This window comes from Arthrobacter sp. Y81 (assembly GCF_002929335.1).
In the GTDB taxonomy this organism is placed as follows: Bacteria; Actinomycetota; Actinomycetes; order Actinomycetales; family Micrococcaceae; genus Arthrobacter.
Genome location: NZ_PJIL01000001.1, coordinates 84,536 through 108,649 on the forward strand (window position 1 = coordinate 84,536; position 24,114 = coordinate 108,649).

Consider the following 24,114-nt stretch of genomic DNA (forward strand, 5'->3'; position numbering starts at 1 on the left):
TCGCGCCGGCGGCAATCCCGCCGCAGCCCGTGGCCGTGAGGACGATGAACGATGCTGCTCCGAGGGCGGATGCCATGACGGTGCGGCGGGGGAGGATGATCTTTCCCGGGGCGGCGGCGCTCATCCAGTCACCAGCTCGTTGAACTCGTTGGTGTAGAGCTTCTACGGATCCAGTTCGCCCTGGACAATCCCGGTGTCCTTGAGCCACTTGCCCCAGCGGGTGAAGTCCTCATCCTTGATCTCGCCCTTGGCCGGAACACCCACGCTCTTCCAGTACTGCAGGGCAGCCGGGTTCTCGTTCCGCCCGCGTTCCTGCAGGATCTTGGTGAACCGGGCAATCACTTCCTCGCGCGGTGTGGTCCGCTCCCACTCGATGGCCTTGGCCACCCCGGTGGTGAACGTCCGCGTGGTGTTGGGGTTCTTGGCGATGAAGTCCGTGCGCAGCACGTAGGGGCCGCCGGCGAAGGTGCCGAACAGTTCGGCGTCGCTGAACACCGAGCGCAGTCCGCCGTTGGCGATTGCCTTGTCCTGCAGGACGCCGCCCAGTGAACCGGCGTCCACCTGGCCGCGGCGGATGGCTTCCTCGGTGTCGTTGGGCGGCACCACCACCAGCTGGACCTGTTTGATTTCCTCGGCACTCAGGCCGTTCTTCTGCAGGTAGGTGTTGATGACGGCGTCGGAGTGCGCACCCAGCGTGTTCACGGCGATCTTCTTGCCGATGAAGTCCCGGGCGGTGCGGATGGGGCTGTCTTCCTTGACGTAGAAGCCGTTGAACGTCTTCTCGTCCTCGCCGTAGTAGTTGATGACGGCTTTCACCGGGGCGCCGGCTTCAACGAGTTTCACCACCGCTCCGGCGAAGGCGCCGCCGAAGTCGGTCTGCCCGGTGGCTGCCGACTGGATGTCCTGCGGGCCGCTGATGGTATTGCCCACCCAGTAGAGCTTGACGTCGCCGAGGTAGCCGAGGTCCTGGGCCAGCTCGGGAAGAGTGACGGAGTTGGCCCAGCCCTGGTAGCGCAGCTCCTTCACCTCGGTGGCGCCGGCGGCGCCTCCGGAGGAACTACCGCCGGCTGAGCTTGTGCCGTTGGCAGTCCCGCCGCAGCCCCACACCGTCATCGCGATGACGACGGCGGCCGCGGCACTCATGATGGTCAGGTGTCGTTTCATCCGGGGTTCCTTTGTGAAGCATTGGGGAGAGGCTGTGGAGTGATGCAGCGGGGTTGTTTGCCTGCCGCTTGAACGATGTAATCGCACCTTTCCGGCCAATAAAAGCGTTGCTGTCACGCCGGGAAACCCGCGGAAATGAGCGGAAACAGGAGGAAACGGCGGGTCACAAGACGCCCCGTTTCGCCCGGTAACGGCCTGTGAAGGAGTTTGACGCGCAGGCAACCGCGGATTTTGGTCGTATTGTTCGCGGTATTGTTCCAGGGCAGGCGGCTGTTACTTAGCGTTTGTGCGTACCGGGCGGATACGGTAGATACATGACCTCTATCTCCACCGCCGTCGAGACTGTACGGCCCGAACGAAACATCCCCGCCGAAATTGCCCGTTCGTGGCTTTTGGTCAACGCAATGAAGCCTGAGCTTTTTGACGTCTCGGCCGTGTCGCGCGCGGACTCGATCATCCTGGACATCGAAGATGCCGTGGACCCCTCGCAGAAGGACGCTGCCCGCGAACACGTGGTCAACTGGCTGACTGCCGGCGGCCAGGCCTGGGTCCGGATCAACGACGCCACCAGCCCTTTCTGGGCCGCAGACCTCGCCGGCCTGCGCGGCACGCCCGGACTGCTCGGCGTCATGCTGGCCAAGACCGAGTCCGCGGACCAGGTCACGGAGAGCTACCACCGCATGGACGGCAAGACCCCTGTGATTGCGCTGGTCGAATCCGCCGTCGGCATCGAGGAAGCCAACAACATCGCCAAGGCCCAGGGCGCGTTCCGCCTGGCCTTCGGCTCCGGTGACTTCCGCCGCGACACCGGCATGGCCGCCACCGCCGAGGCCATGGCCTACCCGCGCGCCAAGCTGGTTGTCGCCAGCCGCGTGGGCAACCTCCCGGGCCCCATCGACGGCCCCACCGTGGGCACAAACCACCCGATCCTGCGTGAGCAGACCGGCATCACCGTGATGATGGGCATGACCGGCAAGCTGTGCCTGGCCATCGACCAGACCAACGTCATCAACGAGGTCATCAGCCCCACGCCGTCCGACGTCGCGTGGGCCACGGACTTCATGGCCGACTTCGAAGCCAACGGCCGCGTGATCCGCGACGGCTCCGACCTGCCCCGCCTGGGCCGCGCCGAAAAGATCATGAAGCTCGCCGTAGCATTTGGCGTGCAGCCGGCGCTCTAGCGTCCCCAGCAATCCAAGGAGACCCCGTGACCGATACCCGCTATCTGGTCCACGGGGTCTTTTGGGATGGGGCGCCGCCCGGTTCCGCGGAGAACCGTCCGTCCGGGAGGAACGACGGCGGGACTCCGGTCATGCGGCTCCAGGACCCGGCCGGCGGCTTCAGGGAGCTGACGCTCGACGCCGGCAGCCGGCTGGGCCTCCGGGTGGCCGCTGAGGGTAAGTTCTGCCTGGGGCATCACAGGGTGCACGGTCCGGCCGACCGGGACCATGTGCTCTGCCCGGCCAAGGCGCCGGCAGCCAGGGGCAGCCAGTGCGAGCGCTGCTTCGTGGTGGACGATTCCCGGCTCATCCACGACTTCCACCGCGGCGGCGGGGTCCCTCCGGGCCTGCGCGCGTACCTGATGCAGCAGCACTGGTTGTACGTGGCCACGTTCGCCAACGGGGCCAGCAAGGTGGGCACGGCCTCGAACCTGCGGAAATGGAACCGGCTGGCCGAGCAGGGCGCCGTGGTGGCCCGGTATGTGGCCCGCGCGGACGACGGCAAGGTTGTCCGGATTCTCGAAGACATGCTCACCCGTGACGCGGGGCTCCCGCAGCAGGTCCGGTCGGCGGCCAAGGCTGCGGCCCTGGTGGCGCCGGCCCCCGCCGTCGAACTGGACGCCCTGAACGGGCAGCTGGCAGCGGAGGCCCGCTCACTGCTGACGCGCTCCGGCATCGAAGGCTTTGACGTGGTGGACGAGAGCTGGGTGCGGCCCGGCCTCGCGGATCGTGCGTGCACGCCGGCCGCCAGGCATTCCTACCCGCATGACCTCAGCACCGGCACGCACGGATTCCGGATTGACGCGGTGAGCGGCAGCATCGCTGTTGCCGCCCTGGATGGCGCCGAGCTGGAGTTCGTGGTGAACCTCAGCCAGCTGAAGGCACGCACGGTGGAGCTCGGGGACCACTACGGATCAGAGGTTCCGGCCGTGCAGGAGTCCTTGTTCTGAACGGCGGCCCGTAGAATGGCACGGTGCTGAACGAATTCTGGGCCACCGCATCCACCGCCTACAAGGTGCTCGTTTTCAGCGCCATGGGCCTGATCGCCGCAGGCATCATCCTCAACCTGGTGGGCAACACCTCCAACAACCAGGGCCTCGCTGTGGCCTCGCTGCCGGTGATCGGGCTGGGCCTGGTCCTGCATGTGGTGGGGATCGTGGTGCGCGGCCAGCAGATCCGCAAGACCTACAAGAGGTAGCCGGCGTTTCTGTGCACCTGTTCCGGCTGGACCCCCTGGAACAACCTGATGACCATACGGCCAGTGGAGGAATGGCGCCGGACCCTCTGCGCGTAACAGGCCGTGAGCCCGCCCACCTCTTCGGTGTCCAGCGGCGGCGGAACGATAGGCTTGAGGCCATGACTATCAATCCGGATCTGCAGGGCCGTAGCTACCCTGCCGCAGAGGTGTACGACGTCGGCCGCGAGAAAATCCGCGAGTTCGCCAGGGCCGTCAAGGCAACCCACCCCGCGCACTTTGACCTGGGCGCGGCCAAGGCCCTTGGCCACAGCGACCTCGTGGCGCCGCCCACCTTCGCCATCATCATTGCCCAGCGCGCAGACGCCCAGTTGATCGAGGATCCGGAGTCCGGCATTGACTTCTCCCGCGTGGTCCACGCGGACCAGCGCTTTGTGCACCACCGCCCCATTTTCGCCGGGGACCGGCTGGTGGCCGAGCTGCACGTGGACGGTGTCCGTGCCATGGGCGGCGGCGCCATGATCACCACCCGCTCGGAAATCTTCGCCCTCAGCGGTGAAGCTTCAGCAGACGGCTCCCGGGAGAGCGTCGCCACCGCCACCTCGTCCATCCTGGTCCGCGGAGAGGGACAGTAACCCATGAGCACTGCATCCATCACCCCCGTTTTCTCTGAACTCGCGGTCGGCCAGGACCTCGGCAGCCGCAGCATCACCGTCAGCCGCCAGGACCTGGTGAAGTACGCCGGTGCGTCCGGCGACTTCAACCCGATCCACTGGAATGAAGCCTTCGCCACCGGTGTGGGCCTGCCCGGCGTCATTGCCCACGGCATGTTCACCATGGGCGCGGCAGTCCAGCTCGTCACCGACTGGGCCGGCGACCCGGCCGCCGTCGTCGATTTCCAGACACGCTTTACCAAACCGGTACTCGTCACGGACACCACCGGCACAGAGGAGCCGGGGGCCGTCATTGAGGTCAGCGGCGCCATTGGCGCGCTCGACGCCGACGCCGGCACCGTGCGCGTGGACCTCACCGTGGTCTTCGCCGGCCAGAAGGTCCTGATGAAGGCACAGGCAGTCGTCAGGCTTGCGTAACAGAAAGGCTGCCTTGACCAGGGAAGCCTTCGTTCCGGCTGCCGAAATCACCCACTGGCGCAACGCCGTGGTGGTTGCCTACGGGGCCAGCGGACTCGCGTTTTCCACCTGGGTCTCCCGTCTGCCGGCCATCCGCGATGGCCTGGACCTGACTCCCGGCACCATCGGCCTGCTCCTGCTCTGCATGACGGCCGGTTCGTTTGTTTCAGTCTCCGCCTCGGGGCTGATCGTCCTCCGGTTGGGCTCCAAGCGGACCATCCGGATCGGCAGCATCATGGTGGGCTTCGGGCTGGTGCTGGCAGGCTTCGGCACGTCCGTGCTCGCCAGCCCGGTGGCGGTTGCCGCGGGACTGGTGATCATCGGGCTGGGCACCGCCAGCTGGAACACCGCGTCAAATGTCGAAGGCGCAGCGGTGGAACGCGCCGTCCGGCGGCACATCATGCCACGGCTGCACGGCTCCTTCAGCCTCGGAACGGTGGCCGGCGCCGGGCTGGGTGCTTGGGCGGCCGGGGCCGGCGTTCCCGTGTTCTGGCATCTTGCTGGCGGCGGGCTCGTCGTGGCCGTCTCAGTGGCAACGGCAGCATCCTGGTTCCGGGCGGACATCACGCCGGTCCAGGGGGAGCGCCCGTTCAAGGCGTCCGGGACGGACACGTTCGAGGATCCCTCCACCGGGCCCATCCCGATCGTCCGCCAGACGGACGCGGTCCCGGAGCAGCCGCTGGACAATAAACGCCAGATTGCCCAGGCCTGGCGTGACAAGCGCACGCTGCTGCTGGGCGTGCTGGTCCTGGGCCTCGCCCTCGCCGAGGGGGCGGCCGGCGACTGGGTGGCCCTGGCCCTTGCCGACGGCCATGGCCAGAGCGACGCGTCCGGCGCGGCGGGCTACGGGCTGTTCGTTACCTTCATGACCATCGGCCGCTTTACCGGCACACTGGTCCTGGACCGGTTTGGCAGGGTGCCCGTGATGCGCTGGTGCGCCGCCCTGGCCGTCGCCGGCCTGGGTTTGTTCGTGTTCGCCCCCGTGCCGTGGATGGCGTTCGTGGCGTTGGCGGTCTGGGGCCTCGGGGCGTCGCTGGGCTTCCCGGTCGGCATGTCCGCGGCGGCCGATGATCCGGTCAAGGCCGCGGCCCGCGTCTCAGTCGTGTCCACCATCGGGTACGGCGCGTTTCTCTGCGGGCCGCCGCTGCTGGGGCTGCTGGCCGAACACGTGGGCATCCTCCACTCGCTGCTCGCCGTGATGGTGATGCTGGTGGTCAGTTTCCTGCTGTCCCCGGTGGCCCGAAAGCTCCCCTGAATCCCGGTGCCGTCCCAATGACCGCTAGGCTGGACAGGTGACCCAGACTTTGCTTTCCGACCTGACCACTGCCGCCGTCGGCGGTCCCGCCGGCAACTACATCGAAGCGCGCACGGAGCCGGAGATCATCGACGCCGTCCGCTCTGCGGACGCCGCCGGCGAACAGTTGCTGATCATCGCAGGCGGTTCGAACCTGTTGATTTCCGACGACGGGTACCCCGGCACCGTGCTCAAGATTGCCTCCGAGGGGTTCACCGTCAACGCTGAGGATTCCTGTGGCGGGGTGGCTGTGGTGGTCCAGGCGGGGCACAACTGGGATGCCCTGGTGGAGCACGCGGTGCGCCATGCATGGTCGGGAATCGAAGCCCTGTCCGGCATTCCCGGGTCCACCGGTGCCACGCCCGTTCAGAACGTGGGTGCCTACGGCGCCGACGTCTCCCAGACCATTGCCGCTGTCCGGACCTGGGACCGGGAACAGAACGCAGCCCGCACGTTCACGAGTTCCGAGCTGAAGTTCGGATACCGGGACTCGATCCTCAAGCAAACCACCGTCCAGGGGTCCCCGCGCTACGTGGTCCTGACGGTCGAGTTCCAGCTGCCGCTGGGCAGGATGAGTGCTCCGATCCGGTATGCCGAGCTCGCGAAAACCCTGGGCGTTGAGCCCGGCAAGAGGGCATACTCCAACGATGTGCGCCGGGAGGTCCTGCGGCTCAGGGCCTCCAAGGGCATGGTCCTGGACCCGGCCGACCGCGACACCTATTCAACCGGTTCCTTCTTCACCAATCCCATCGTCCCGGCAGGCGCGGCGGAGGCACTCCCCGAAGGCGCTCCCCGCTATCCGGCCGGAGCAGACGGACTGGTGAAGCTGTCCGCAGCCTGGCTGATTGACCATGCAGGCTTCGGGAAGGGCTTCGCGCTGGAGGCCGGCAGCGTCTCCGGCGGCCGCGCATCGCTGTCCACCAAGCACACCCTGGCCATCACCAACCGGGGTTCCGCCAGCGCGGCGGACATGGTCGCCGTCGCGCGCGAGGTGCGCCGCGGCGTCGTCGAGCGCTTTGGCATCGAGCTGCACCCCGAACCCTTGCTGATCGGCGTTGAGCTCTAAGGAACAGCCACTCAGTTCCCGCTATGGCGCGGGGCTACCTTGCTGAACAGCATGAACGTGAACCCGGACGCCGCTGCGCCCAGCAGGAAGACCTGGCAGAATGCCACGGACTGCGCGCTGGGGCCGTTGCGGAGGACCAGCCCTGCACCGGCGAACACCACTGCGCCCGCCAGCAAAGCAAGGGCGGCCAGCAGGAAACTCCTGATGGTTGGCGGCATCTCGCCGGCCTGCTCATGGGCTACGGCGCCGCGGTCCTGGTCACCAGCGCGCCGGCCGCGGTGCTGGGGCTGCAGCAGGGAGGCTGCGATGAAACTGATGACAGCCACTCCCATGCTGATTGTGGACACCAGCTGCAAGGCCTGGACGGTGGGGGAGAGGCTGGTTCCGCCGGCAATCGCGATGGACAGCCCGGCAGCCATGCCGGCGGCGCTCGTGACCCAGCCCAACAGGGCGAGTGCCCGGCACAGGGGCCGCAGGTGCGGCCAGAGGTCTCCGATAGTCATGCATCCAGCGTAGGGACCTCTGCTGTAAACGGGCTGGGAGGAGGCGGGGTACTGCCCGTGCCCCGCCGCCGGCCGGGAGATTCCGGAAATGCGGACGTGAATTGTCCGCGGCTGGACCTACGATGGGGGCATGGGAGCAGGCACGCGGATCCGGGTCACCCGGCATGTCATCGGAAGGCTGCGGCTCGCCGCGCAGGGGCTGCTGGCACCGGACTTCGACTCCGTGCCGGAGGCCGTGCGCTGGATGACGGCCATGCAGGCGCAGGACATGCAGGCCGCGCTGTGGGCGGTCGGCCTCAGGGTGCGTAACTCCGGCGTCGACACGGTCCGGTCGGCGCTGGATGAAGGGCTGGTTGTCCGCTCATGGCCTATGCGCGGGACGCTTCACCTGCTTGCTCCGGAGGACCTGCGCTGGATCCTGGACATCACGGCCGACCGCCTGCTCCGGGGCATGGGCACCCGCCACCGGGAGCTCGAGATTGATGCCCGCGACGTGGACGTTGCCCGTGAGGCGGCGTTGGAACTGGTCTCGGGCGGCGGATCGGCCACGCGCCAACAGCTCTTTGAGGCCTTCGAAGCAGCGGGCCAGTCTACGGTTGGCCAGCGCGGCATCCACCTGCTGGGGATCCTGTGCCAGCGGACCTGGTTGGTGCAGGGACCCCTCGTCGGGAACCAGCAGCTCATCAAGGCGTTCGACGAGTGGATCCCGAAATCCCGGGAACTGGGCCGCGCCGAGGGCATCGCTGAACTGCTGCTGCGGTACATGTTCAGTCACGGCCCGGCCACGGAACGTGACTTCGCCTGGTGGTCGAACACCCCGGTGACGGAGGTCCGCAGCGGCCTGGCCCTGGTGAAGGACCAGCTCGTTGAGCTGGAGTTCGAAGGGACCAGCTACTGGATGTCGCCGGCCACCGCGGCGCTGCTCGACGACGGTGTTCCCGGCCAGCGCGCCCTGCTGGCGCTGCCCGGGTTCGATGAATTCCTGCTGGGCTACACGGACCGGTCACTGGTGCTTCCACCCGAGCACGCCCAAAAAGTGGTTCCCGGCGGCAACGGGATGTTCAAGAAGACCATTGTGTCCGGCGGCGAAGTGATCGGCACCTGGGCGCGGAAAGGCACCGGGCGGACGGCCGCCGTCGTGCCTGAACCGTTCGACACGGTTAACGGACTGCGGCCTGCAGCCCAAAAGTCTTTTGAGCTGCAGGCCGCGAGGTACCTGAAGTTTCTCGGCCAGGCACCGTAGCACCTGGGGCGGGAACCGGGGGGGAGCGCCTAGAGGGTGCCGGTGGCGATGTTGAGCATGCGGCGCAGCGGCTCGGCTGCGCCCCACAGGAGCTGGTCGCCCACGGTGAAGGCGCTGATGTACTCCGGGCCCATTTCGAGCTTGCGGATACGGCCCACGGGGATGTCCAGCGTGCCGGATGCAGCCACCGGGGTGAGGCTCGCCATGGAGTCCTCCTTGGTGTTCGGCACCACCTTGGCCCACTCGTTGTCCGCGGCCAGGATGCTTTCGATCTCCGCTACGGAGAGGTCTTCGCGGAGCTTGAGCGTGAGCGCCTGGGAGTGTGAACGCATGGCGCCGATCCGGATGCACAGGCCGTCCATCACGATGTGGTTCTCGCCGGACGTGCCGAGGATCTTGTTGGTCTCGACGCCCGCCTTCCACTCTTCCTTGGACTGGCCGTTGCCCAGGTCCGCGTCGATCCAGGGGATCAGCGAGCCGGCCAGCGGGACTCCGAACTGCGTCGCGTCGATGTCGGTGCGCTGGTGCGCCAGGACCTTGCGGTCGATTTCCAGGATGGCCGACGCCGGGTCGTCCAGTTCGGAGCTGACCTCGGCGTTGAGCGTGCCGAACTGGCTGAGCAGCTCGCGCATGTGGCGGGCGCCGCCGCCGGAGGCAGCCTGGTAGGTCATGGATGTGCCCCACTCGACGAGGCCGTTCTTGAACAGGCCGCCGAGGCCCATCAGCATGCAGGACACGGTGCAGTTGCCGCCGATGAAGTCCTTGGTGCCGTTGACCAGGCCCTTGTCGATGACGTCGCGGTTGATGGGGTCCAGCACGATGATCGAGTCATCGTTCATGCGCAGGGTGGAGGCGGCGTCGATCCAGAGGCCGTCCCAGCCGCGGCTGCGCAGCTCGCCGTGGACCCGCTTGGTGTAGTCGCCGCCCTGGGCGGTGACGATAATCGGCAGCTTAGCCAGCGTGTCGACGTCGAACGCGTCCTCGAGCTTGCCAGCCGCGCCAGCGGCAGCACCGGCAAGAGTCGGGGCGGCACCTCCGGCGTTTGACGTGGAGAAGAACACCGGGTTGATGTTGGCGAAGTCGCCTTCGTCCTGCATGCGCTGCATCAGGACGGAGCCGACCATGCCGCGCCATCCGACCAGGCCGACGGAGGGGGTAGCTGCTGTAGTCATTCGTCCAGTTTAGACTTCGGAACCGGCACGGCGCAGTCGGTTACGTCACGCCCTGGCTCAACCGGAATCGTCAGAAGGGGCAACCTACTCAACCGGGCGGGCGAGGTTGCTGGCTTTGCGCAGTTTCTCGGCCCGACGCTCCTTGAAATAGCTGGACCAAGCCGCGACTGGCACAAAAACTCCGACAGGGATGACCCACCAGACCTCACCCAAAATGTTCCACGTGCCATCTAGTGCGATCCGGACAATGCCGTAGACCACTCCACCGGCGAACAGTGAGGCGAGGACCGAGAGGAAGAGCAGGCCGCCGGAGCTGTTAACGGGCTTGACCACGCCGCCGCCATCGTCTTTGCGGACTCCGTATTCGGCCGGCGTGTAGCCGACCATCTCGCCGTTCTCCGCCCTGCGGTAGATCAGCCGGTCGTCTGAATTGCGGGACGGCACGTAGCCGGGATCCTGCGGAACTCCCTGGCTACGCCGCGCCACGGGCATCCTCGATCGCAGCGAGCAGCCCGGCGTCGTCCAGGAGCGCGGTTTCGGCGACCTCATCCTTGTCGAAGTCCGGGATGCCGGTAGTCCACGTGCCGTTTTCACGCCTGATGAGCAGGTGCTGCTCGGAACCCAGGGTCTTGAACACGAGATACGCGGAACCGCCGTCGTTCTGCTCGACATGCTGCCGCACCACCCGAAGCGTCGCTTCCGCGGACGTGATGTCCGGGTCCTGGGCAAAAACGAACCAGGTCCCCAGCAACCGCGGTTGGAGCATCAGGGACACCCCGGGTGCTTCCAGGAGAGCCACGTTGTCCATGGCATCGCCGGTCAGAAGCGAGATTTCCGTCCACCGGGTCGCTTTTCCGAGGGCAGTGGCGACTGCGGCTGCGACTCCGGTGACGCCCAGGTCGCCGTCCTCATCAACGGTGGCCATGTCCCGCGCCATCAACGACGACGCACCGGCGGTGGACAACGTAACGTCGTCCACCATTTCTTCGGCGCGGAAAACGCTGACCGATCGGTCCCGGGCCGGCCCTTCGAATACATTGAGCAAATAGGCAAACTCGCCCACACCGAAGCCGATGACGTCGATGCCGAGCCGTGGCTCCTGCTGTGTGTGGTCCTGAACAGTCATGCTGGTCTCCTATCCACCGATTCCGAGGAACTTGCCCACGGACTTGCCCGCATCTTTTAGCGTATCCGCCGTATCACTGACGAACTTTCCGGGATCCTGCACAGCGTTGACGATACCCTCGCCGACGTTCTTGCCGACGCTGCTGATGGTGTCCCAGTTCTCGTATATGGCAATGCCGACGCTGGCGACCTGGCAGACGGTCCCGGCTGGAGGCGGCAGGAAGCAGCCGACGCCCAACAGGCCCTTGCCGGCGCTGGCCAAGCCACCTTTTACATCGCCCTCGGAAAAGCTCTTCACCGAGTCGTAAGCACTGAACCCAACGCCTGCCCAGCCGAGTCCCCGGGCGAGGCCGGACTTGCCGAGCCATTCAAGCTTGGTTCCAGCACCGATCCACGGCTTTTCTTCCAGTATCGGGGCAAGGTTCTTCAGCACGCCGAACTGATGCAGGTTCTTCAGCGACGCAATGTCTGTGGCTTTGTCGATAAGTCCAAGGCCGCGGTTTGCGGCGGCGGATCCCTTCAGCATGTCGTCCAGGGCAGAGTTGCCGAGAAGCCTGTGGCCAGCGAAGCCGGGGCCGCCGATCCGATGGCGCCCTTGGAGGAACGACTTGATGAAATCCGCCCGCTGGTTTTTCAGCACCCATCCGTACTGACTTACGTGCTTAGCAAGGGTGAGGGGTGCCTTGATGAACTTCTGGATGGTCAGGCCGCCCTTGAGCGCGCCGATGCCACCCAGCAGCACGCCGCCCAGGACCCCTGCCAGTGTCCCGCCGGGGTCGCTGATGCTGCCCGGTCCGCCGCCGGAGCCGGACCCGGTGTTGCTGGCCTTCTCCTGCTGCTCGGCCTGGGTCAGCAGCTTCTTCGACTCCTGCTTGAGAGCCAATGCTGTTCTCTGAATGAGGGCACGGTGGCTGCTGTTCCAGTCGGCGCGGAACGTGACCGCGTCCTGACCCTTCCACGCGGGGTTGTTGTTGATCTGGTTGCTCAGCTGTGTTGACTGCTGAAGCAGGCTGTCGGATGTTTTGCCGAACTGCTGCGCGAGAGTCCGCAGCTGGGCAACGTCCGCGCCCCACAAGTTTCCTGCCACAAGGCATCCCCCCAAAAGTTCTGAGCAGCGGATAATCGTCAAGCTGCTCGCACGACTCTAGTAGCTAAACAGCAGTGCCCGCGATGGGCTGGTCTCCCCATCGCAAAGGCAACCCGCCGCCTTAGCCGCTACTCGGCGTCGTGCTGCTCCAGCACCGCCGCCTTGCGGAGGCGCAGTGCGTAGACGGCCCCGAACGCGAACGCCTGGGTGACCACCACCAGCACGATGGCGCCGGCGATCTTGTTGCCGCCCAGGATCATGGTCAGCCCCACGATCGCGGAGAGAAGTGCCAGCAGCGGGAGCAGCATGTAGCCCAGGACAAAGAGTGTTTCCGGCTTCTTCAGCATGCTCCTAGCCCTCTGTCCGGCGCCACATGGTGAACCGGTACCGCGTTCCGCTGGTGGACGTCAGCCAGCCGGTGGCCGGTTCGCTCGCGGCCAGCTTCCACTCGAAGCCGAGATCGGGCGCATAGGTGTCGCCGTCCGTCTCGGAATCAATGAACGTCACTACCGCGACGTTGGCGATGTCCAGGGTCTGCGCAAAGATTTCTCCGCCGCCCAGCACCCACACCGTTTCGTGGCCGGGCGCGAACTGGGATTCCAGCAGGGCGTCGTCGAGCGACTTCACCGCGAGGGCGCCCTCCGCCTCGGCGGTGTCGCCCCAGCCTTCCTGCCGTGTCACCACAATGTTGGTGCGCCCCGGTAGGGGACGGTACTTGTCCGGGAAGGACAGCCAGGTCTTGCGGCCCATGATCACCGGGTGCCCGTTGGTGAGCCGGGTGAAATGCTTCATGTCCTCGGGCAGGTGCCACGGCATGTCGCCGTCCTTGCCGATCACGCCTGCCGTGGTCTGGGCCCAGACAAGCCCCACTCCGGTGGCGTCGTCGGCAATTTTTTCAGTGAAGGCCAGGGGATCCATGGCGTTGTCGGTGCTCATACTGCGATCGGCGCCTTAATCGTAGGGTGGTGCTGGTAGCCGACGACTTCGAAGTCGTCCAGCGTGTAGTCGAAAATTGTGTCCGGCTTGCGCAGGATCTTCAGCTGCGGGTACTCGTACGGCTCCCGTTTCAGCTGCTTGAGCACCTGGTCCATGTGGTTGTCGTAGATGTGCACATCCCCGCCGGTCCAGACGAACTCACCCGGTTCCAGGCCCACCTGCTGCGCCAGCATGCATGTCAGCAGCGCATAGGAGGCGATGTTGAACGGGACGCCCAGGAACGTGTCCGCGGAGCGCTGGTAAAGCTGGCAGGACAGCTTGCCGTCCGCAACGTAGAACTGGAAGAAGGCGTGGCACGGGGGCAGGGCCATGTCCTGGAGCTCGGCGACATTCCAGGCGGAGACGATGTGCCGGCGCGAGTCCGGGTTGGACTTCAGGTTCCCCACCAGTTCGGCGATCTGGTCGATGTGGCCGCCGTCGGGCGTCGGCCAGCTGCGCCACTGGACACCGTAAACGGGGCCGAGTTCGCCGTCGGCATCTGCCCATTCGTTCCAGATGGTGACGCCCTGGTCCTGCATCCACTTCACATTGGTCTCGCCGCGCAGGAACCACAGCAGCTCGACGGCCACGGACTTGAAATGCACCCGCTTAGTGGTGACCAGCGGGAAGCTTTGGCTCAGGTCAAAGCGCATCTGCCGTCCAAACACGCTGAGCGTGCCGGTGCCGGTGCGGTCTGATTTGTGCGTGCCGTTGGCAAGGACGTCGCGCAGGAGGTCTTCATAGGGCGTTGGAATGCTCACCGTCCCAGTCTACTGATGGCCGAGCCGCACGCGCAGAATGCCCTGGAGCGTGCCGTCATCAAGGCCCGCCGCGCGGCCTTCCCTGATGTAACGGTCGACGGCGGCCACGACGTCGGCGTTGACGGCGCCACCGGGCGGCAGACCGTCGTCGGGCATACCGACGACGACGGTGCCGTTCCGCCGCCGCGTTTCGATCAGGCCGGCCTGCTCGAGTTCCTTGTAGGCCCGTGCCACTGTGCCCGCCGCGATGCCCAGGTCCGCGGCAAGGCTGCGCACGGTGGGCAGCCGGGTTCCGGCAGCCAGCGAGCCCACGGCAATTAGCGAGGAGATCTGCGTGCGGATTTGCTCATAGGGCGGCACTGCCGATCCGAGGTCCACGGAAATGCCCGCCGTCATGTGATGGCTTCCCTATCGGGCAGGGGAGCGGACCGGGAGCCGGATCCCGCGAGGGCACGTACGGGCACGAGTGCCGTCACGATCGCCGCACCGGCCATGATGGCACCGGCGAGGGAGGCGGGCCACCAGGGGATGGTCGGCATAAACGCCACGCCGAACACAGCTGCCCACGCTTGGCTGTTCATGAGCAAAACCATGGCTGCCTGCGCCATGAACATGGACGAAAGTGTCCGGACTATCCGGTATACGGTGATGGCCCGCAGGGCGGCGTCGAGGCCCGGGGGAGCGTCCCGTACTCCGTGCCGGCCTCGCGTGGCGAGGAACGCCGGGAGCGCCAGGATCACACCGATTGCGCTGAAGACGGCGGGAGGCAGCCACGCCCCGTCGCGGCCAATGAGTGAGTTTCCGAGCGCTGATACAACGAGCGTTGTCACGAAGACCAGCAACGCCAGGATCGCGGTGGTATACAAAGCTGCAGACACCGGCTGCCGGGGCCAGGTGCGGGGCCGATCAGCGCTGGCGTAGTTGCGCTGCAGCAGGAGCTCGCCAGCGGCGAGGACCAAAAGCACCAGCGCGGCCATCAAGGCCACGAAAGCGGGCGGCCCGTAGCCCGCTGGCGCGGCCATGATCGCGGGCACGAGGAAGACTCCGACGAGGAGGGGAAGGGCCGCGGCGACACCGAGGGCGGCGCCGACCGAGGAAACCAGCCGGGCTGCGGGGTGCGACCCTCCGGCCGGCGTAGTGAGTTTCGCCTGGGAGCCTGTCGGCCCGGCCAGTTTCGGCGGTGCCCAGACCAGCATGGCCAGCAGAACGGCCATGCCCACAAGGCCCGCGAAATTTGTCCACGACGTGCTGCCGACGGCGGGGTCCGGCCGGGCCGCAAAGTTGCCGGCGATGGCTGCCAGGCCCGACGCCACGGTTGTCACCGTGCGCAGGAGCCGGTTCATGGCAATGGTCCGGAGCACTGAGTTGTCGTGGTCCGTCAGCGGCTCGAGTTGCCTGCGGTGGGAGATCAGCAGCAGCACCACCCACGTGCCCGCAGCCAGGACAACCAGCGCCGCGCCCAGCCAGGTGGCAAGTTCGATGCCGGCGATCCGCCCGTCGCCGCCGATGGTCCGGAATCCTTCCGGATCCTCCCGGACTGACCCGTAGGGCATCGGTGTGTACGCTGGAAGCGTGCCCGTCCAGGCGATGAAGACCGCCGCGCCCGTGAAGATGGCCAGGGTTGTCCACGCCAGCGGCCGCGGAAGGAAATCACGGATCTTCCGCACATGCAGGCTTGCCTTGCGGTGGCGGCGTTTGGGCCGCGGATAGCTGACCTGGCCGAGGGCATGGATCCCGATGACGCCAAGGACAGGCCAGGCCAGTGCCGGGATGACTGTCTCGGGTGTCACCAGGAAAGGTCCGATGACAGGGCTGTTAGTCCTGCCGGCCGGGATGATGCCGCTGTTCATGGCGCCCTGCAGTGAACTGGCCATCCAGCCGATGACCCCAACCCAGAGCGCGTGCTGGGACACAGTTTCGGGGGATGCCCCCATCTTAGGTTCCCACACCACCCACCTGAGGATGAGATAGACAACGACGGCGGCGGCCAGCGGTCCCAGCATCAGCGTTGGCGGCACTTCGAATTGGCCCGGCATAATCCCCCCAGATTTTTGCATCAATGTACTGAGTATTTGATACAAAGACCTGGGGGTCAAACCGACCCATTACTTGGCGTGCCGGGCGGGCGGGCTACTTGGCGTGCCGGGCGGGCGGGCGCCGGCACGGCCCGCTAATCGTCGAAGGGCCTGAACTGTTCCACTGCGACGATTTTGTGGTTGCTGCCGCGGGCCACGTGGCACACGATGATCTCACCCGGAGCCAGGTAGGGGTCGGAGGACGGCAGGAGCGCCCGCAGCCGGCCGTTCATGTGCTCCCCGAGCTGCTTGATGACGGTAGGCAGTGCGGGCCGGTGGGTGCACAGGGCAATGGCGCGCTGTTTGTCGAAGAGTGATTCGACGACGGCAGCGGTCTTCTTGGGGCTGCGGGCGTGGCGGTGCTCCGTCAGGGCATCGTGCAGTTTCACCTTGGCTTCGGCAGACTTGGCGTACGGGGCAATCGTGGCCACGCAGCGCTGCCACGGGCTCGAGTGCACGCGCATCGGCTTCCACACATGCAGCAGCCGGCGAACGGCCTGTGCCTGGCGCAATCCGGTGGCAGCGAGCGGACGGTCGCCTTCCGCTTTGGTCCAGGAAGAACGCGGCTTGGCTTTGGCATGGCGGACCACCAGCAGCGGCCAGGTATCCAGTTCCTTGCGGTCGTAGGCTGCCACCAGCCGCTCGAGTGGCGCCACATCACCGGGGTTGCTCAGCAGGGCGGCCGCCTTTTCCGGCGAACACCACATCACGCTGTCCACTTCCTTGCCGTCCGGACGAAGCACGGCACCGTCCACATCCACGGCCCAGTAGTGCACTACCTTCAGGCCGGCAGACACATGGTAATGAATGGGCGGAAGGGGAATGCCCAGGGTGGCCTTGAGCCCGATCTCCTCTTCGATCTCGCGGACGGCGCACTCAGGGATGGTCTCGCCGGCGTCGATCTTGCCTTTGGGCCACGACCAGTCGTCATAGCTCGGACGGTGGATCAGCAGGACTTCCAGCTTGTCCTTGTTGACGCGCCACGGCAAAGCGCCCGCCGCAACCACGGCAATGGGTTCGCCGGGATGGTCGGTCTGGTCGGCAACGAGCGAATCGTTTGCCGTGTCATTGCTGACGGCACTTGTCTCGTCACTCTTCAAGGCCAGGGTCCTACCGCCTTACCGTCGGGCGCTGGCGGGAGCGCGATGCGAGCAGCCATGACTGGACGTCTTCCAGGAGCCGGCCGTCGTCGCCGAGGTGGTGCCTGGTCCATTCGCCTTGGCTGTCCAGGTGCCAGCTGGCGGTTTCCGGGTCCATGTAGCGGCGGAGCATGTCCAGTACATAGGCGGTGTCGTCGCCGCTGGTGAGCTGGACGAGGGCTTCCACGCGCCGGTCCAGGTTGCGGTGCATCATGTCGGCGGAACCGATATAGACCACGGGGTCGCCGCCGTTGGCGAAAGCGAAGACCCGCGAGTGCTCCAGGAACCGTCCCAGCACGGAGCGCACGGTGATGTTTTCGCTGAGTCCCGGGATGCCCGGGCGCAGGGAACAGATGCCGCGGACGATCACGTCAACGTTCACGCCGGCCTGCGACGCTCGGTAGAGCGAGTCGATGATCGCCTCGTCCACCATGGAGTTGACCTTGATCTGCACCCTGGCGGCGATGCCGGCCTTGGCGTTGCGGATTTCCTTCTCGATGCGGTCGATAAGTCCCGAACGCACGGAACGGGGCGCCACAAGGAGCCGCTTGAAGGTGGACTTCGGGGCATAGCCGGAGAGCTGGTTGAAGAGCTTGGAAAGGTCCTCGCCTACCTGCTCGTTGGCGGTCAGCAGCCCGAGGTCCTCGTAGTAGCGCGCCGTGCGCGGGTGGTAGTTGCCGGTGCCGATGTGGCAGTAGCGCCGCAGGCCGTCCACTTCCTGGCGGACCACGAGGGACAGCTTGCAGTGGGTCTTCAGGCCCACGATGCCGTACACAACGTGCACGCCGGCCTGTTCCAGTTTCCGGGCCCAGGAAATGTTGGCCTGTTCGTCGAACCGGGCCTTGATCTCCACCAGGGCCAGCACCTGCTTGCCTGCCTCCGCGGCGTCGATGAGGGCGTCGACGATGGGGGAGTCGCCGGAGGTGCGGTACAGGGTCTGCTTGATGGCCTGCACCTTCGGGTCCGCCGCGGCCTGTTCCAGGAAAGCCTGGACGGAGGTGGAGAAGGAATCGTACGGGTGGTGCAGGAGGATGTCCCGCCGGCGCATGGCGGCAAACACGTTCGCCGCCTTGGACGTTTCCGATTCATTCAGGTACCGCGAGGTGTGCGGCACATGCTTGGGGTAGTGCAGGTCCGCGCGGTCGATCCCGGCAATGACGGACAAGCCGCGGAGGTCCAGCGGGGCAGGAACGGAGTAGACCTCGGACTCCTCCACACCCAGTTCGCGGATCAGCAGGGCCCGGATGTTCGGGTTGATGTCGTTGGTGACCTCGAGGCGCACGGGCGGGCCGAACCGGCGGCGCAGCAGTTCCTTCTCGAGCGCCTGCAGCAGGTTCTCGGCGTCGTCCTCTTCGACCTCGACGTCCTCGTTACGGGTGACGCGGAAGGTGTGGTGCTCCAGGACCTCCATGCCGGCGAACAACTGGTCCAGGTGGACTGCGATGACCTCTTCCAAAGCGATGAACCGGGCCACCCGGCCGGGCACGGATCCGGCACGCGGGCCGTCGATGGAGATGAGGCGGGGCAACTGGTCGGGAACCTTGACGCGGGCGAACAGCTCCTTGTCGCTGACCGGGTTGCGCACCACCACGGCCAGGTTCAGGGACAGCCCCGAGATGTAGGGGAACGGGTGTGCGGGGTCCACCGCGAGGGGCGTCAGGATTGGGAAGACCTTCTCCGCGAACATGGCGCTGAGCTGGTCCTTGGCCTGGTCATCCAGTTCGTCCCAATGCATGAGGTGGATGTGCTCGTAGGCGAGGGCGGGCCGGATCTGCTCGGCGTAGACCCGCGCGTGGCGCTGCTGGAGCCGGTGGGCGGCTTCGCCGATCTGGTCCAGAACCTGCAATGGGCTCAGGCCGGCCGGGGACGGTACGGCCAGTCCTGTGGCGATACGGCGCTTCAGGCCGGCAACACGGACCATGAAGAACTCGTCCAGGTTGGAGGCAAAGATGGAGAGGAAACTGACCCGCTCCAGGAGATAGAGGTTCGGGTCCTCGGCAAGTTCCAGGACACGCGAATTGAAGGCCAGCCAGCTGAGCTCACGGTCCAGGAACCGGTCCGGGCTGATGTCGCCTTCCGGCTCAAGGTTGGGGGCGAACTCGGGGATGTCGATCCGGTCCTGCGTGGCACGGGAGGCCGGCACCTCGGAGGACCCGAAGCGGGCGCGCGCTGGCCGCACCTTAGCTCCAGACGTGGCTGTCCCGGCTGATTCCGGTTGCATGGTCTCTCCTTTTGCTGGCGCGGTTTACCTTCAACCTTACAAGCATTCGATTCGGGGGATATGTAGATTTCCTGAACCGTCCCGCGTGCGTCAGCCGATTGGATTAACTGGCGTTTAAGGGTCCATACATAACGTCCGCATCCCATCGCGTGAAGCCGAGCCTGCGGTAGAGCGAAACGGCCGGAGTGTTGTCGGCATCCGTGTACAGCATGACCGCGTGGAAGCCCTTGTCCTGGAGGTATTTGATGCCTGCCACAGTGAGGGCTTTGCCGAGTCCCATGCCCTGGGCCTCGGGGGCCACACCCACCACGTACACCTCGCCCATCGCCGGGTGGCTGCCGTGACGCGGGTGCACCTTGGTCCAGTGGAACCCGAGGATCCGGCCGGACGAGTCTACGGCCAGGAGGAAGCCGGCCGGATCGAACCAGTCCTCGGCCATCCGGGCCGAGAGGTCCTGCCGTGTCATGTCTCCCTGCTCGGGGTGGTGGGAGAAGGCGGCCTTGTTGGCTGCAAGCCAGGCCTCTTCATCCTGGCCTGGCACGAAGGCGCGCAGGGTGACGCCGCCAGGGAGGGCGGCGTCGGGGAGTTCCGCGTCAGACGCGGTGAGCCGCATCTTCCACAGTTCCCGGATCGGTCCGTACCCGTACTTGGCTGCGAGGTCCGCCGCGGCCTCGTGGTTTCCGTGGGACCAAGCCTTGAGCCCGTCGAACCCCCGGGATGCCTTGAGTGTGGCCACCAGCCTGTCCGCCACCCCCTGGTTCCGGTAGCTGGGGTGCACTGCCACCTCAAGCACGCCGGTGCCGTCCGCTTCCTCAACCACCACCGCAAATCCGGCAAGGTCCTGGGCAGTGGCAGGGTCCGAATCCTCATCCGGCGCGTAGAGGGCCAGGGCCAGGAGCGAATGGCTGCCTGACTCGCCGGCGCGGAGCGTCACAAAGGTCTGTTCGGACAGCGGAGGGTTGCCGTCCGACTCTTCGGCGGCTGCAGCGAGGGCGGTGAAATCCCTCAGCAGCTCCTCATCCACTTCGCCTTTGAGGACGAGCACGGGCCAGTTTTCGGGATGCGCAGGACTCATGGAGTAAAGGCTATACGGCCCGTCTGGCTGGCGGAGGGATTGGGTGCCGATTTGATGCCGCGGGATCCGGCACGTATAGTCGTTACCTGTTCCGGCTTCCTGAAGCGGGATTTGAGGGGGATCCACCACTGGGGTGGCCTCGATACGTTCGACCCGTATGTCCTCCACCACCGGCGTAAAGCCCAACAAGAAGCCCCGGACCAAGTGGTCCGGGGCTTCTTCGTTTCGATGCATTGCTCGCGGCGGCCGATACCCGGCCTGCAGTTGTGCGGGGCGGCTACGCCTCCGTCAGCTCTTCCTCGGGCTGGCGTACCAGGGTCAGGCGGTAGCCGACGTTGCGGACCGTGCTGATCAGGTTTTCGTGGTCTGCGCCCAGCTTGGCCCGCAGCCGCCTGACGTGGACGTCCACTGTGCGGGTGCCTCCGTAGTAGTCATAGCCCCACACTTCGGTGAGCAGCTGCTGGCGGGTGAAAACCCGGCCCGGGTGCTGCGCCAGGTACTTCAGGAGTTCGAATTCCTTGAAGGTCAGGTTCAGGGGAGCACCGTTGACCCTGGCCGTGTAGCTGGCTTCGTCGATGACGACGCCGGCGGCGCGGATTTCGGTCGGAAGGTCCTCTTTCTCGGGCACGGCACGTGCGACAGAGAGCCGGATCCTGGCTTCGACTTCAGCCGGACCTGCTGAGTCGAGCAGGATGTCATCGACGGCCCAGGCCGAGGAGACGGCCGCCATGCCGCCTTCGGTGAGGATCAGCATCAGGGGCGCGCTGAGCCCGGTGGCCTTGAGCAACTGGGTCAGGGACCGTGCTCCCACCAGGTCCTTGCGGGCGTCCAGGAGCACAACATCGCAGGGGTCAGTTTCCAGCAGCGCTGTTGGCTCGGCCGGCAGGATATGTACTCGGTGGTTCAGTAGTTCCAAGGCAGGCAGAATGTCCACCGAGGATCCGGTGCTGTTCGTCAGTAGCAGGATGTGCGACATTGTTCCTCCAAGGGGCTGTCCGCGCATCATTGGGCGTCTGAACCGGGCTTTCACCGGCCGGTACTGGCTGCCCGCGTCGGTAGTGGCCAGCCGGAAATCCGGCCGGGTCCGCGACCTCCGAAGGAAGCGTAGCTGAGCTTTGAGTATACCTAATTGACCCTTAACGGACACTGATCCGGCCGCTTTCAGTTCACGTTTTGCGACATAAGCAGGTCATATAGGGCAGGATTGGACCCAGCGAAGATGACGTCAGCAGAGAGTGAGCGCGGGTAAACAGTGAAGCCGTGGACCATCGGAACCATCGGGCTGGCCGGGCTTGCTGTATTTATCGGCGGCGCGTACACCTCGCCGGAAGTCCTGCTCGGCGTTGCCATTCTGGTGGCATTGGCCGTCGGAATCGGCTGGCCCCATTTCCTTGGCATTCCCGCCAAGAAGACCCTTGCCGCAATCATAGGGCTCCCTGGTGCGGGCTCGGCCGTGGCTGCCACCTATGTCCCGGCACCGGGTTTCCTTGACTGGACGCCGGCCTTTATCGCCGCAGGTGTCATGGCTGTGTTCCTGATGCAGCTGATGCGGGGCACCGGCCAGGCCCAGCGGCTGGAGTCGACACTGGGCTCGAGCGCCGGAGTGCTGCTGTCCTGTCTCGGCGCAGGGTGGATCGCGGCATCGAGGTTCAACGGAGTCAAGGAAATGCTGCTCGTGGCCGGCATCAGTGCGGCGTTCGCCTTGCTGGCAGGCCTCATCCGCTGGCCTGACCGGATCGTGGCGCCCCTGGGCATTGTGCTGGCGGGCCTGACGGCGCCGCTGGCCGGCCTGATCTTCTCGAACATCGCCGTAATACCCGCCGCCGTGGTGGGAGTTGTGGTGGGTGCGGTTCTGGTCAGCCTGCGCAGGCTGGTTATACTCCGCGGGGACGCAATTAACATTCCTGCCGCCCTTGGCATGGGACTTGCGCCCGTGGCTGCGGTGGGTTCGCTCGCCTACTTCATAGACAAACTACTCATCTACTAACGCGTTAGGATGGCATCATGTCCGTACTTGCATTTGAGATTTTCTTCCTTGTCCTGCTTGGCATTGCCAGCCTTTCCATGGCCTGGTTCGCGGGTTTCGTGGTTTACCGCCTGTTCAAGGGCCAGAAGTAATACCAGCCCAGCTGGTTATCTGCAGAGGTAGTTACTGTGCCGATTGAAATTCCTACAGACCTCACTCCCGAGCTCGTCCCGTTGTCCTGGCTCATTGGTGAGTGGGAGGGCAGCGGACGGCTGGGAGCCGGCGAGGAGGATTCCGAGCACTTCTTCCAGCGGGTGTCCTTCACGCACAACGGCCTGCCGTACCTCCAGTACCGCGCCGAGAGTTGGCTCACTGACGACGACGGCACCAAGCTGCGGCCACTGACGGTCGAGACCGGCTTCTGGGCGCTGGAGCGGAAGCAGCGTGAGGAAGACGGCGGGCCCGGCCTGATTCCGGCGGACATCGTTCCCGTCCTGAAGAGCGCCGACGAAGTCGAGGCATTGCGCAACAGCGACGGCGGCTTCGACATCTCAGTTTCCATTTCGCATCCCGGCGGAATCTCCGAGCTGTACTACGGACAGATCAAGGGCCCCCAAATCCAGCTGAGCACCGACATGGTGATGCGGGGCAGCCACTCGAAGGAGTACACGGCAGCCACCCGGATTTTCGGACTGGTGGACGGAAAGCTTCTTTGGCGCTGGGACGTCGCCACCGGAAAGGGCTCCACGCCCGGCGCCGGACTGGAAGCCCACGCTTCGGCCATCCTGAGCAAGGCATCGTAGGGCCAAGCGCTGTAGCGCACGGCATAGTAGGCGCATCATGCCGGTCCAAACAGCTGGCCGCAGGTCTCACTGATTTTTGTTGTCCGCAACGAGTGCAGGGAGCAAGACCGTGAACAGCCAGCAGCCAGGCCCTGGTAAGCCAGATCAGCGAATTAAGGCAAACTACGGCGACCTCAAAGCCGTTTTCTTCAACGGCACCCTCAAGAAATCTCCGGAGATCAGCAACACAGAGGGCTTGATTGAGGTCAGCCGCCTGATTATGGAGAAGCAGGGCGTCACCACCCGCGTGATCCGGACCGTCGACCACGACATCGCCAGCGGGGTGTACCCGGACATGCGCGAGCACGGCTGGGCCACCGACGAATGGCCGGAACTGTACCCTGCGGTCAAGGAAGCGGACATCGTGGTGGTGGCCGGACCTATCTGGCTCGGCGACAACTCCTCCCAGACAAAAAAGCTGATCGAACGCCTCTACGCGCACTCCGGGCAACTGAATGAGAAAGGCCAATGGGCCTTCTATCCCAAGGTGGGCGGCTGCCTGATTACCGGCAACGAAGACGGCATCAAGCATTGCTCCATGAACGTCCTGTACAGCCTCCAGCACGTCGGCTTCACCATTCCGCCGCAGGCTGATGCAGGGTGGATCGGGCCGGTAGGGCCGGGCCCGAGCTACCTGGACGAGGGGTCCGGGGGTCCGGAGAGCGACTTCACCAACCGCAACACAACGTTCATGACGTGGAACCTGCTGCACTTCGCGCGGATGCTCAAGGACGCCGGCGGGATTCCGGCCTACGGCAACTTGCCGGAGGAATGGAAGGCCGGTACCCGGTTCGACTTCGAAAACCCCGAGTACCGCTAAACCCGCCGTCCGCGCCAACGACTGCCGGCGGCCGGGCTTGC

The 24,114-nt window shown here is 65.7% G+C and carries 26 protein-coding genes; 11 read left to right on the forward strand and 15 right to left on the reverse strand.

The window, feature by feature from the left end; all coding sequences use genetic code 11:
- Positions 1-162: 162 nt before the first annotated feature.
- A complete protein-coding gene (locus CXQ91_RS00415; protein ID WP_104171985.1) occupies positions 163-1,164 on the reverse strand; it encodes an ABC transporter substrate-binding protein in 1,002 nt (333 codons plus the stop codon).
- Positions 1,165-1,478: 314 nt separating this feature from the next.
- Here CXQ91_RS00415 and CXQ91_RS00420 point away from each other — a divergent pair, with 314 nt between their 5' ends.
- The 7 genes from CXQ91_RS00420 to CXQ91_RS00450 all read left to right on the forward strand — a co-directional run bounded on the left by CXQ91_RS00420 (position 1,479) and on the right by CXQ91_RS00450 (position 7,069).
- Positions 1,479-2,345, forward strand: a complete 867-nt coding sequence (locus CXQ91_RS00420; protein ID WP_104171986.1) for a CoA ester lyase — start codon at positions 1,479-1,481, stop codon at positions 2,343-2,345.
- A 26-nt stretch (positions 2,346-2,371) separates the two neighbouring features.
- Complete coding sequence (locus CXQ91_RS00425; protein WP_181038727.1) at positions 2,372-3,334, forward strand: DUF2797 domain-containing protein; 963 nt, start codon at positions 2,372-2,374, stop codon at positions 3,332-3,334.
- Positions 3,335-3,357: 23 nt separating this feature from the next.
- On the forward strand, positions 3,358-3,582 hold the full coding sequence (locus CXQ91_RS00430) for a DUF3188 domain-containing protein (RefSeq protein ID WP_104171987.1): 225 nt from the start codon (positions 3,358-3,360) through the stop codon (positions 3,580-3,582).
- 158 nt (positions 3,583-3,740) lie between these two features.
- Positions 3,741-4,214, forward strand: coding sequence for a MaoC family dehydratase N-terminal domain-containing protein (locus tag CXQ91_RS00435; RefSeq protein ID WP_104172388.1), 474 nt, complete (start codon positions 3,741-3,743; stop codon positions 4,212-4,214).
- A 3-nt stretch (positions 4,215-4,217) separates the two neighbouring features.
- Positions 4,218-4,670, forward strand: coding sequence for a MaoC family dehydratase (locus CXQ91_RS00440; protein WP_104171988.1), 453 nt, complete (start codon positions 4,218-4,220; stop codon positions 4,668-4,670).
- Positions 4,671-4,683: 13 nt separating this feature from the next.
- Entirely contained in the window at positions 4,684-5,964 is a 1,281-nt protein-coding gene (locus CXQ91_RS00445) for a sugar MFS transporter (RefSeq protein WP_104171989.1), read from the forward strand.
- A 37-nt stretch (positions 5,965-6,001) separates the two neighbouring features.
- Entirely contained in the window at positions 6,002-7,069 is a 1,068-nt protein-coding gene (locus tag CXQ91_RS00450; protein ID WP_104171990.1) for a UDP-N-acetylmuramate dehydrogenase, read from the forward strand.
- A gap of 11 nt (positions 7,070-7,080) precedes the next feature.
- Here CXQ91_RS00450 and CXQ91_RS00455 read toward each other — a convergent pair whose 3' ends face one another.
- Positions 7,081-7,572 carry a hypothetical protein gene (locus CXQ91_RS00455; RefSeq protein WP_104171991.1) on the reverse strand — a complete coding sequence of 164 codons (492 nt, stop codon included), beginning with the start codon at positions 7,570-7,572 and terminating at the stop codon, positions 7,081-7,083.
- Positions 7,573-7,702: 130 nt separating this feature from the next.
- Here CXQ91_RS00455 and CXQ91_RS00460 point away from each other — a divergent pair, with 130 nt between their 5' ends.
- The gene (locus CXQ91_RS00460; RefSeq protein WP_104171992.1) at positions 7,703-8,815 is read left to right on the forward strand and encodes a winged helix DNA-binding domain-containing protein; all 1,113 of its coding nucleotides are present in this window, start codon (positions 7,703-7,705) and stop codon (positions 8,813-8,815) included.
- 29 nt (positions 8,816-8,844) lie between these two features.
- Here CXQ91_RS00460 and asd read toward each other — a convergent pair whose 3' ends face one another.
- The 13 genes from asd to CXQ91_RS00525 all read right to left on the reverse strand — a co-directional run bounded on the left by asd (position 8,845) and on the right by CXQ91_RS00525 (position 21,421).
- Complete coding sequence (asd, locus tag CXQ91_RS00465) at positions 8,845-9,987, reverse strand: aspartate-semialdehyde dehydrogenase (RefSeq protein WP_104171993.1); 1,143 nt, start codon at positions 9,985-9,987, stop codon at positions 8,845-8,847.
- An 84-nt stretch (positions 9,988-10,071) separates the two neighbouring features.
- Complete coding sequence (locus CXQ91_RS00470; protein WP_146072288.1) at positions 10,072-10,473, reverse strand: hypothetical protein; 402 nt, start codon at positions 10,471-10,473, stop codon at positions 10,072-10,074.
- Positions 10,460-11,113 carry a hypothetical protein gene (locus CXQ91_RS00475; RefSeq protein WP_104171995.1) on the reverse strand — a complete coding sequence of 218 codons (654 nt, stop codon included), beginning with the start codon at positions 11,111-11,113 and terminating at the stop codon, positions 10,460-10,462. Before CXQ91_RS00475 ends, CXQ91_RS00470 begins: the two co-directional genes overlap by 14 nt.
- A gap of 9 nt (positions 11,114-11,122) precedes the next feature.
- Positions 11,123-12,199 (reverse strand): WXG100 family type VII secretion target, encoded by a 1,077-nt coding sequence (locus CXQ91_RS24665; RefSeq protein WP_181038728.1) that lies wholly within the window; start codon positions 12,197-12,199, stop codon positions 11,123-11,125.
- 128 nt (positions 12,200-12,327) lie between these two features.
- Positions 12,328-12,546, reverse strand: a complete 219-nt coding sequence (locus tag CXQ91_RS00485) for an NF038396 family protein (RefSeq protein ID WP_104171996.1) — start codon at positions 12,544-12,546, stop codon at positions 12,328-12,330.
- 4 nt (positions 12,547-12,550) lie between these two features.
- The gene (locus CXQ91_RS00490; RefSeq protein WP_104171997.1) at positions 12,551-13,135 is read right to left on the reverse strand and encodes a dihydrofolate reductase; all 585 of its coding nucleotides are present in this window, start codon (positions 13,133-13,135) and stop codon (positions 12,551-12,553) included.
- A complete protein-coding gene (locus CXQ91_RS00495; protein ID WP_104171998.1) occupies positions 13,132-13,935 on the reverse strand; it encodes a thymidylate synthase in 804 nt (267 codons plus the stop codon). Before CXQ91_RS00495 ends, CXQ91_RS00490 begins: the two co-directional genes overlap by 4 nt.
- A 9-nt stretch (positions 13,936-13,944) precedes the next feature.
- On the reverse strand, positions 13,945-14,331 hold the full coding sequence (locus CXQ91_RS00500) for a GntR family transcriptional regulator (protein WP_104171999.1): 387 nt from the start codon (positions 14,329-14,331) through the stop codon (positions 13,945-13,947).
- Positions 14,328-15,971, reverse strand: coding sequence for a hypothetical protein (locus tag CXQ91_RS00505; protein ID WP_258073769.1), 1,644 nt, complete (start codon positions 15,969-15,971; stop codon positions 14,328-14,330). Before CXQ91_RS00505 ends, CXQ91_RS00500 begins: the two co-directional genes overlap by 4 nt.
- Positions 15,972-16,105: 134 nt before the next feature.
- Entirely contained in the window at positions 16,106-17,110 is a 1,005-nt protein-coding gene (locus tag CXQ91_RS00510) for an NUDIX hydrolase (RefSeq protein ID WP_104172000.1), read from the reverse strand.
- Positions 17,111-17,120: 10 nt separating this feature from the next.
- Positions 17,121-19,370 (reverse strand): RNA degradosome polyphosphate kinase, encoded by a 2,250-nt coding sequence (locus tag CXQ91_RS00515; RefSeq protein WP_104172001.1) that lies wholly within the window; start codon positions 19,368-19,370, stop codon positions 17,121-17,123.
- 103 nt (positions 19,371-19,473) lie between these two features.
- Positions 19,474-20,445 carry a mycothiol synthase gene (gene mshD, locus CXQ91_RS00520; RefSeq protein WP_104172002.1) on the reverse strand — a complete coding sequence of 324 codons (972 nt, stop codon included), beginning with the start codon at positions 20,443-20,445 and terminating at the stop codon, positions 19,474-19,476.
- Positions 20,446-20,722: 277 nt separating this feature from the next.
- Positions 20,723-21,421: a response regulator transcription factor gene (locus CXQ91_RS00525; protein WP_011692843.1), complete on the reverse strand. Its 699-nt coding sequence runs from the start codon at positions 21,419-21,421 to the stop codon at positions 20,723-20,725.
- 276 nt (positions 21,422-21,697) lie between these two features.
- Between CXQ91_RS00525 and CXQ91_RS00530 the strand changes: the two genes are divergently transcribed.
- The 3 genes from CXQ91_RS00530 to CXQ91_RS00540 all read left to right on the forward strand — a co-directional run bounded on the left by CXQ91_RS00530 (position 21,698) and on the right by CXQ91_RS00540 (position 24,073).
- Positions 21,698-22,432, forward strand: a complete 735-nt coding sequence (locus CXQ91_RS00530) for a permease (RefSeq protein WP_104172003.1) — start codon at positions 21,698-21,700, stop codon at positions 22,430-22,432.
- Between the two features lie 167 nt (positions 22,433-22,599).
- Positions 22,600-23,214 carry an FABP family protein gene (locus CXQ91_RS00535; RefSeq protein ID WP_104172004.1) on the forward strand — a complete coding sequence of 205 codons (615 nt, stop codon included), beginning with the start codon at positions 22,600-22,602 and terminating at the stop codon, positions 23,212-23,214.
- A 109-nt stretch (positions 23,215-23,323) separates the two neighbouring features.
- Positions 23,324-24,073 (forward strand): flavodoxin family protein, encoded by a 750-nt coding sequence (locus tag CXQ91_RS00540; RefSeq protein WP_374953602.1) that lies wholly within the window; start codon positions 23,324-23,326, stop codon positions 24,071-24,073.
- Positions 24,074-24,114 lie beyond the last annotated feature (41 nt).

Excerpts from the sequence above, each read along its gene's own strand:
- CXQ91_RS00505 (WP_258073769.1), bottom strand. The coding sequence starts at position 15,971 with ATGCCGGGCCAATTCGAAGTGCCGCCAACGCTGATGCTGGGACCGCTG.
- CXQ91_RS00460 (WP_104171992.1), top strand. The coding sequence starts at position 7,703 with ATGGGAGCAGGCACGCGGATCCGGGTCACCCGGCATGTCATCGGAAGG.
- mshD (WP_104172002.1), bottom strand. The coding sequence starts at position 20,445 with ATGAGTCCTGCGCATCCCGAAAACTGGCCCGTGCTCGTCCTCAAAGGC.
- CXQ91_RS00485 (WP_104171996.1), bottom strand. The coding sequence starts at position 12,546 with ATGCTGAAGAAGCCGGAAACACTCTTTGTCCTGGGCTACATGCTGCTC.
- CXQ91_RS00490 (WP_104171997.1), bottom strand. The coding sequence starts at position 13,135 with ATGAGCACCGACAACGCCATGGATCCCCTGGCCTTCACTGAAAAAATT.
- CXQ91_RS00420 (WP_104171986.1), top strand. The coding sequence starts at position 1,479 with ATGACCTCTATCTCCACCGCCGTCGAGACTGTACGGCCCGAACGAAAC.
- asd (WP_104171993.1), bottom strand. The coding sequence starts at position 9,987 with ATGACTACAGCAGCTACCCCCTCCGTCGGCCTGGTCGGATGGCGCGGC.
- CXQ91_RS00500 (WP_104171999.1), bottom strand. The coding sequence starts at position 14,331 with ATGACGGCGGGCATTTCCGTGGACCTCGGATCGGCAGTGCCGCCCTAT.
- CXQ91_RS00415 (WP_104171985.1), bottom strand. The coding sequence starts at position 1,164 with ATGAAACGACACCTGACCATCATGAGTGCCGCGGCCGCCGTCGTCATC.
- CXQ91_RS00435 (WP_104172388.1), top strand. The coding sequence starts at position 3,741 with ATGACTATCAATCCGGATCTGCAGGGCCGTAGCTACCCTGCCGCAGAG.
- CXQ91_RS00440 (WP_104171988.1), top strand. The coding sequence starts at position 4,218 with ATGAGCACTGCATCCATCACCCCCGTTTTCTCTGAACTCGCGGTCGGC.
- CXQ91_RS00475 (WP_104171995.1), bottom strand. The coding sequence starts at position 11,113 with ATGACTGTTCAGGACCACACACAGCAGGAGCCACGGCTCGGCATCGAC.
- CXQ91_RS00455 (WP_104171991.1), bottom strand. The coding sequence starts at position 7,572 with ATGACTATCGGAGACCTCTGGCCGCACCTGCGGCCCCTGTGCCGGGCA.
- CXQ91_RS00525 (WP_011692843.1), bottom strand. The coding sequence starts at position 21,421 with ATGTCGCACATCCTGCTACTGACGAACAGCACCGGATCCTCGGTGGAC.
- CXQ91_RS00515 (WP_104172001.1), bottom strand. The coding sequence starts at position 19,370 with ATGCAACCGGAATCAGCCGGGACAGCCACGTCTGGAGCTAAGGTGCGG.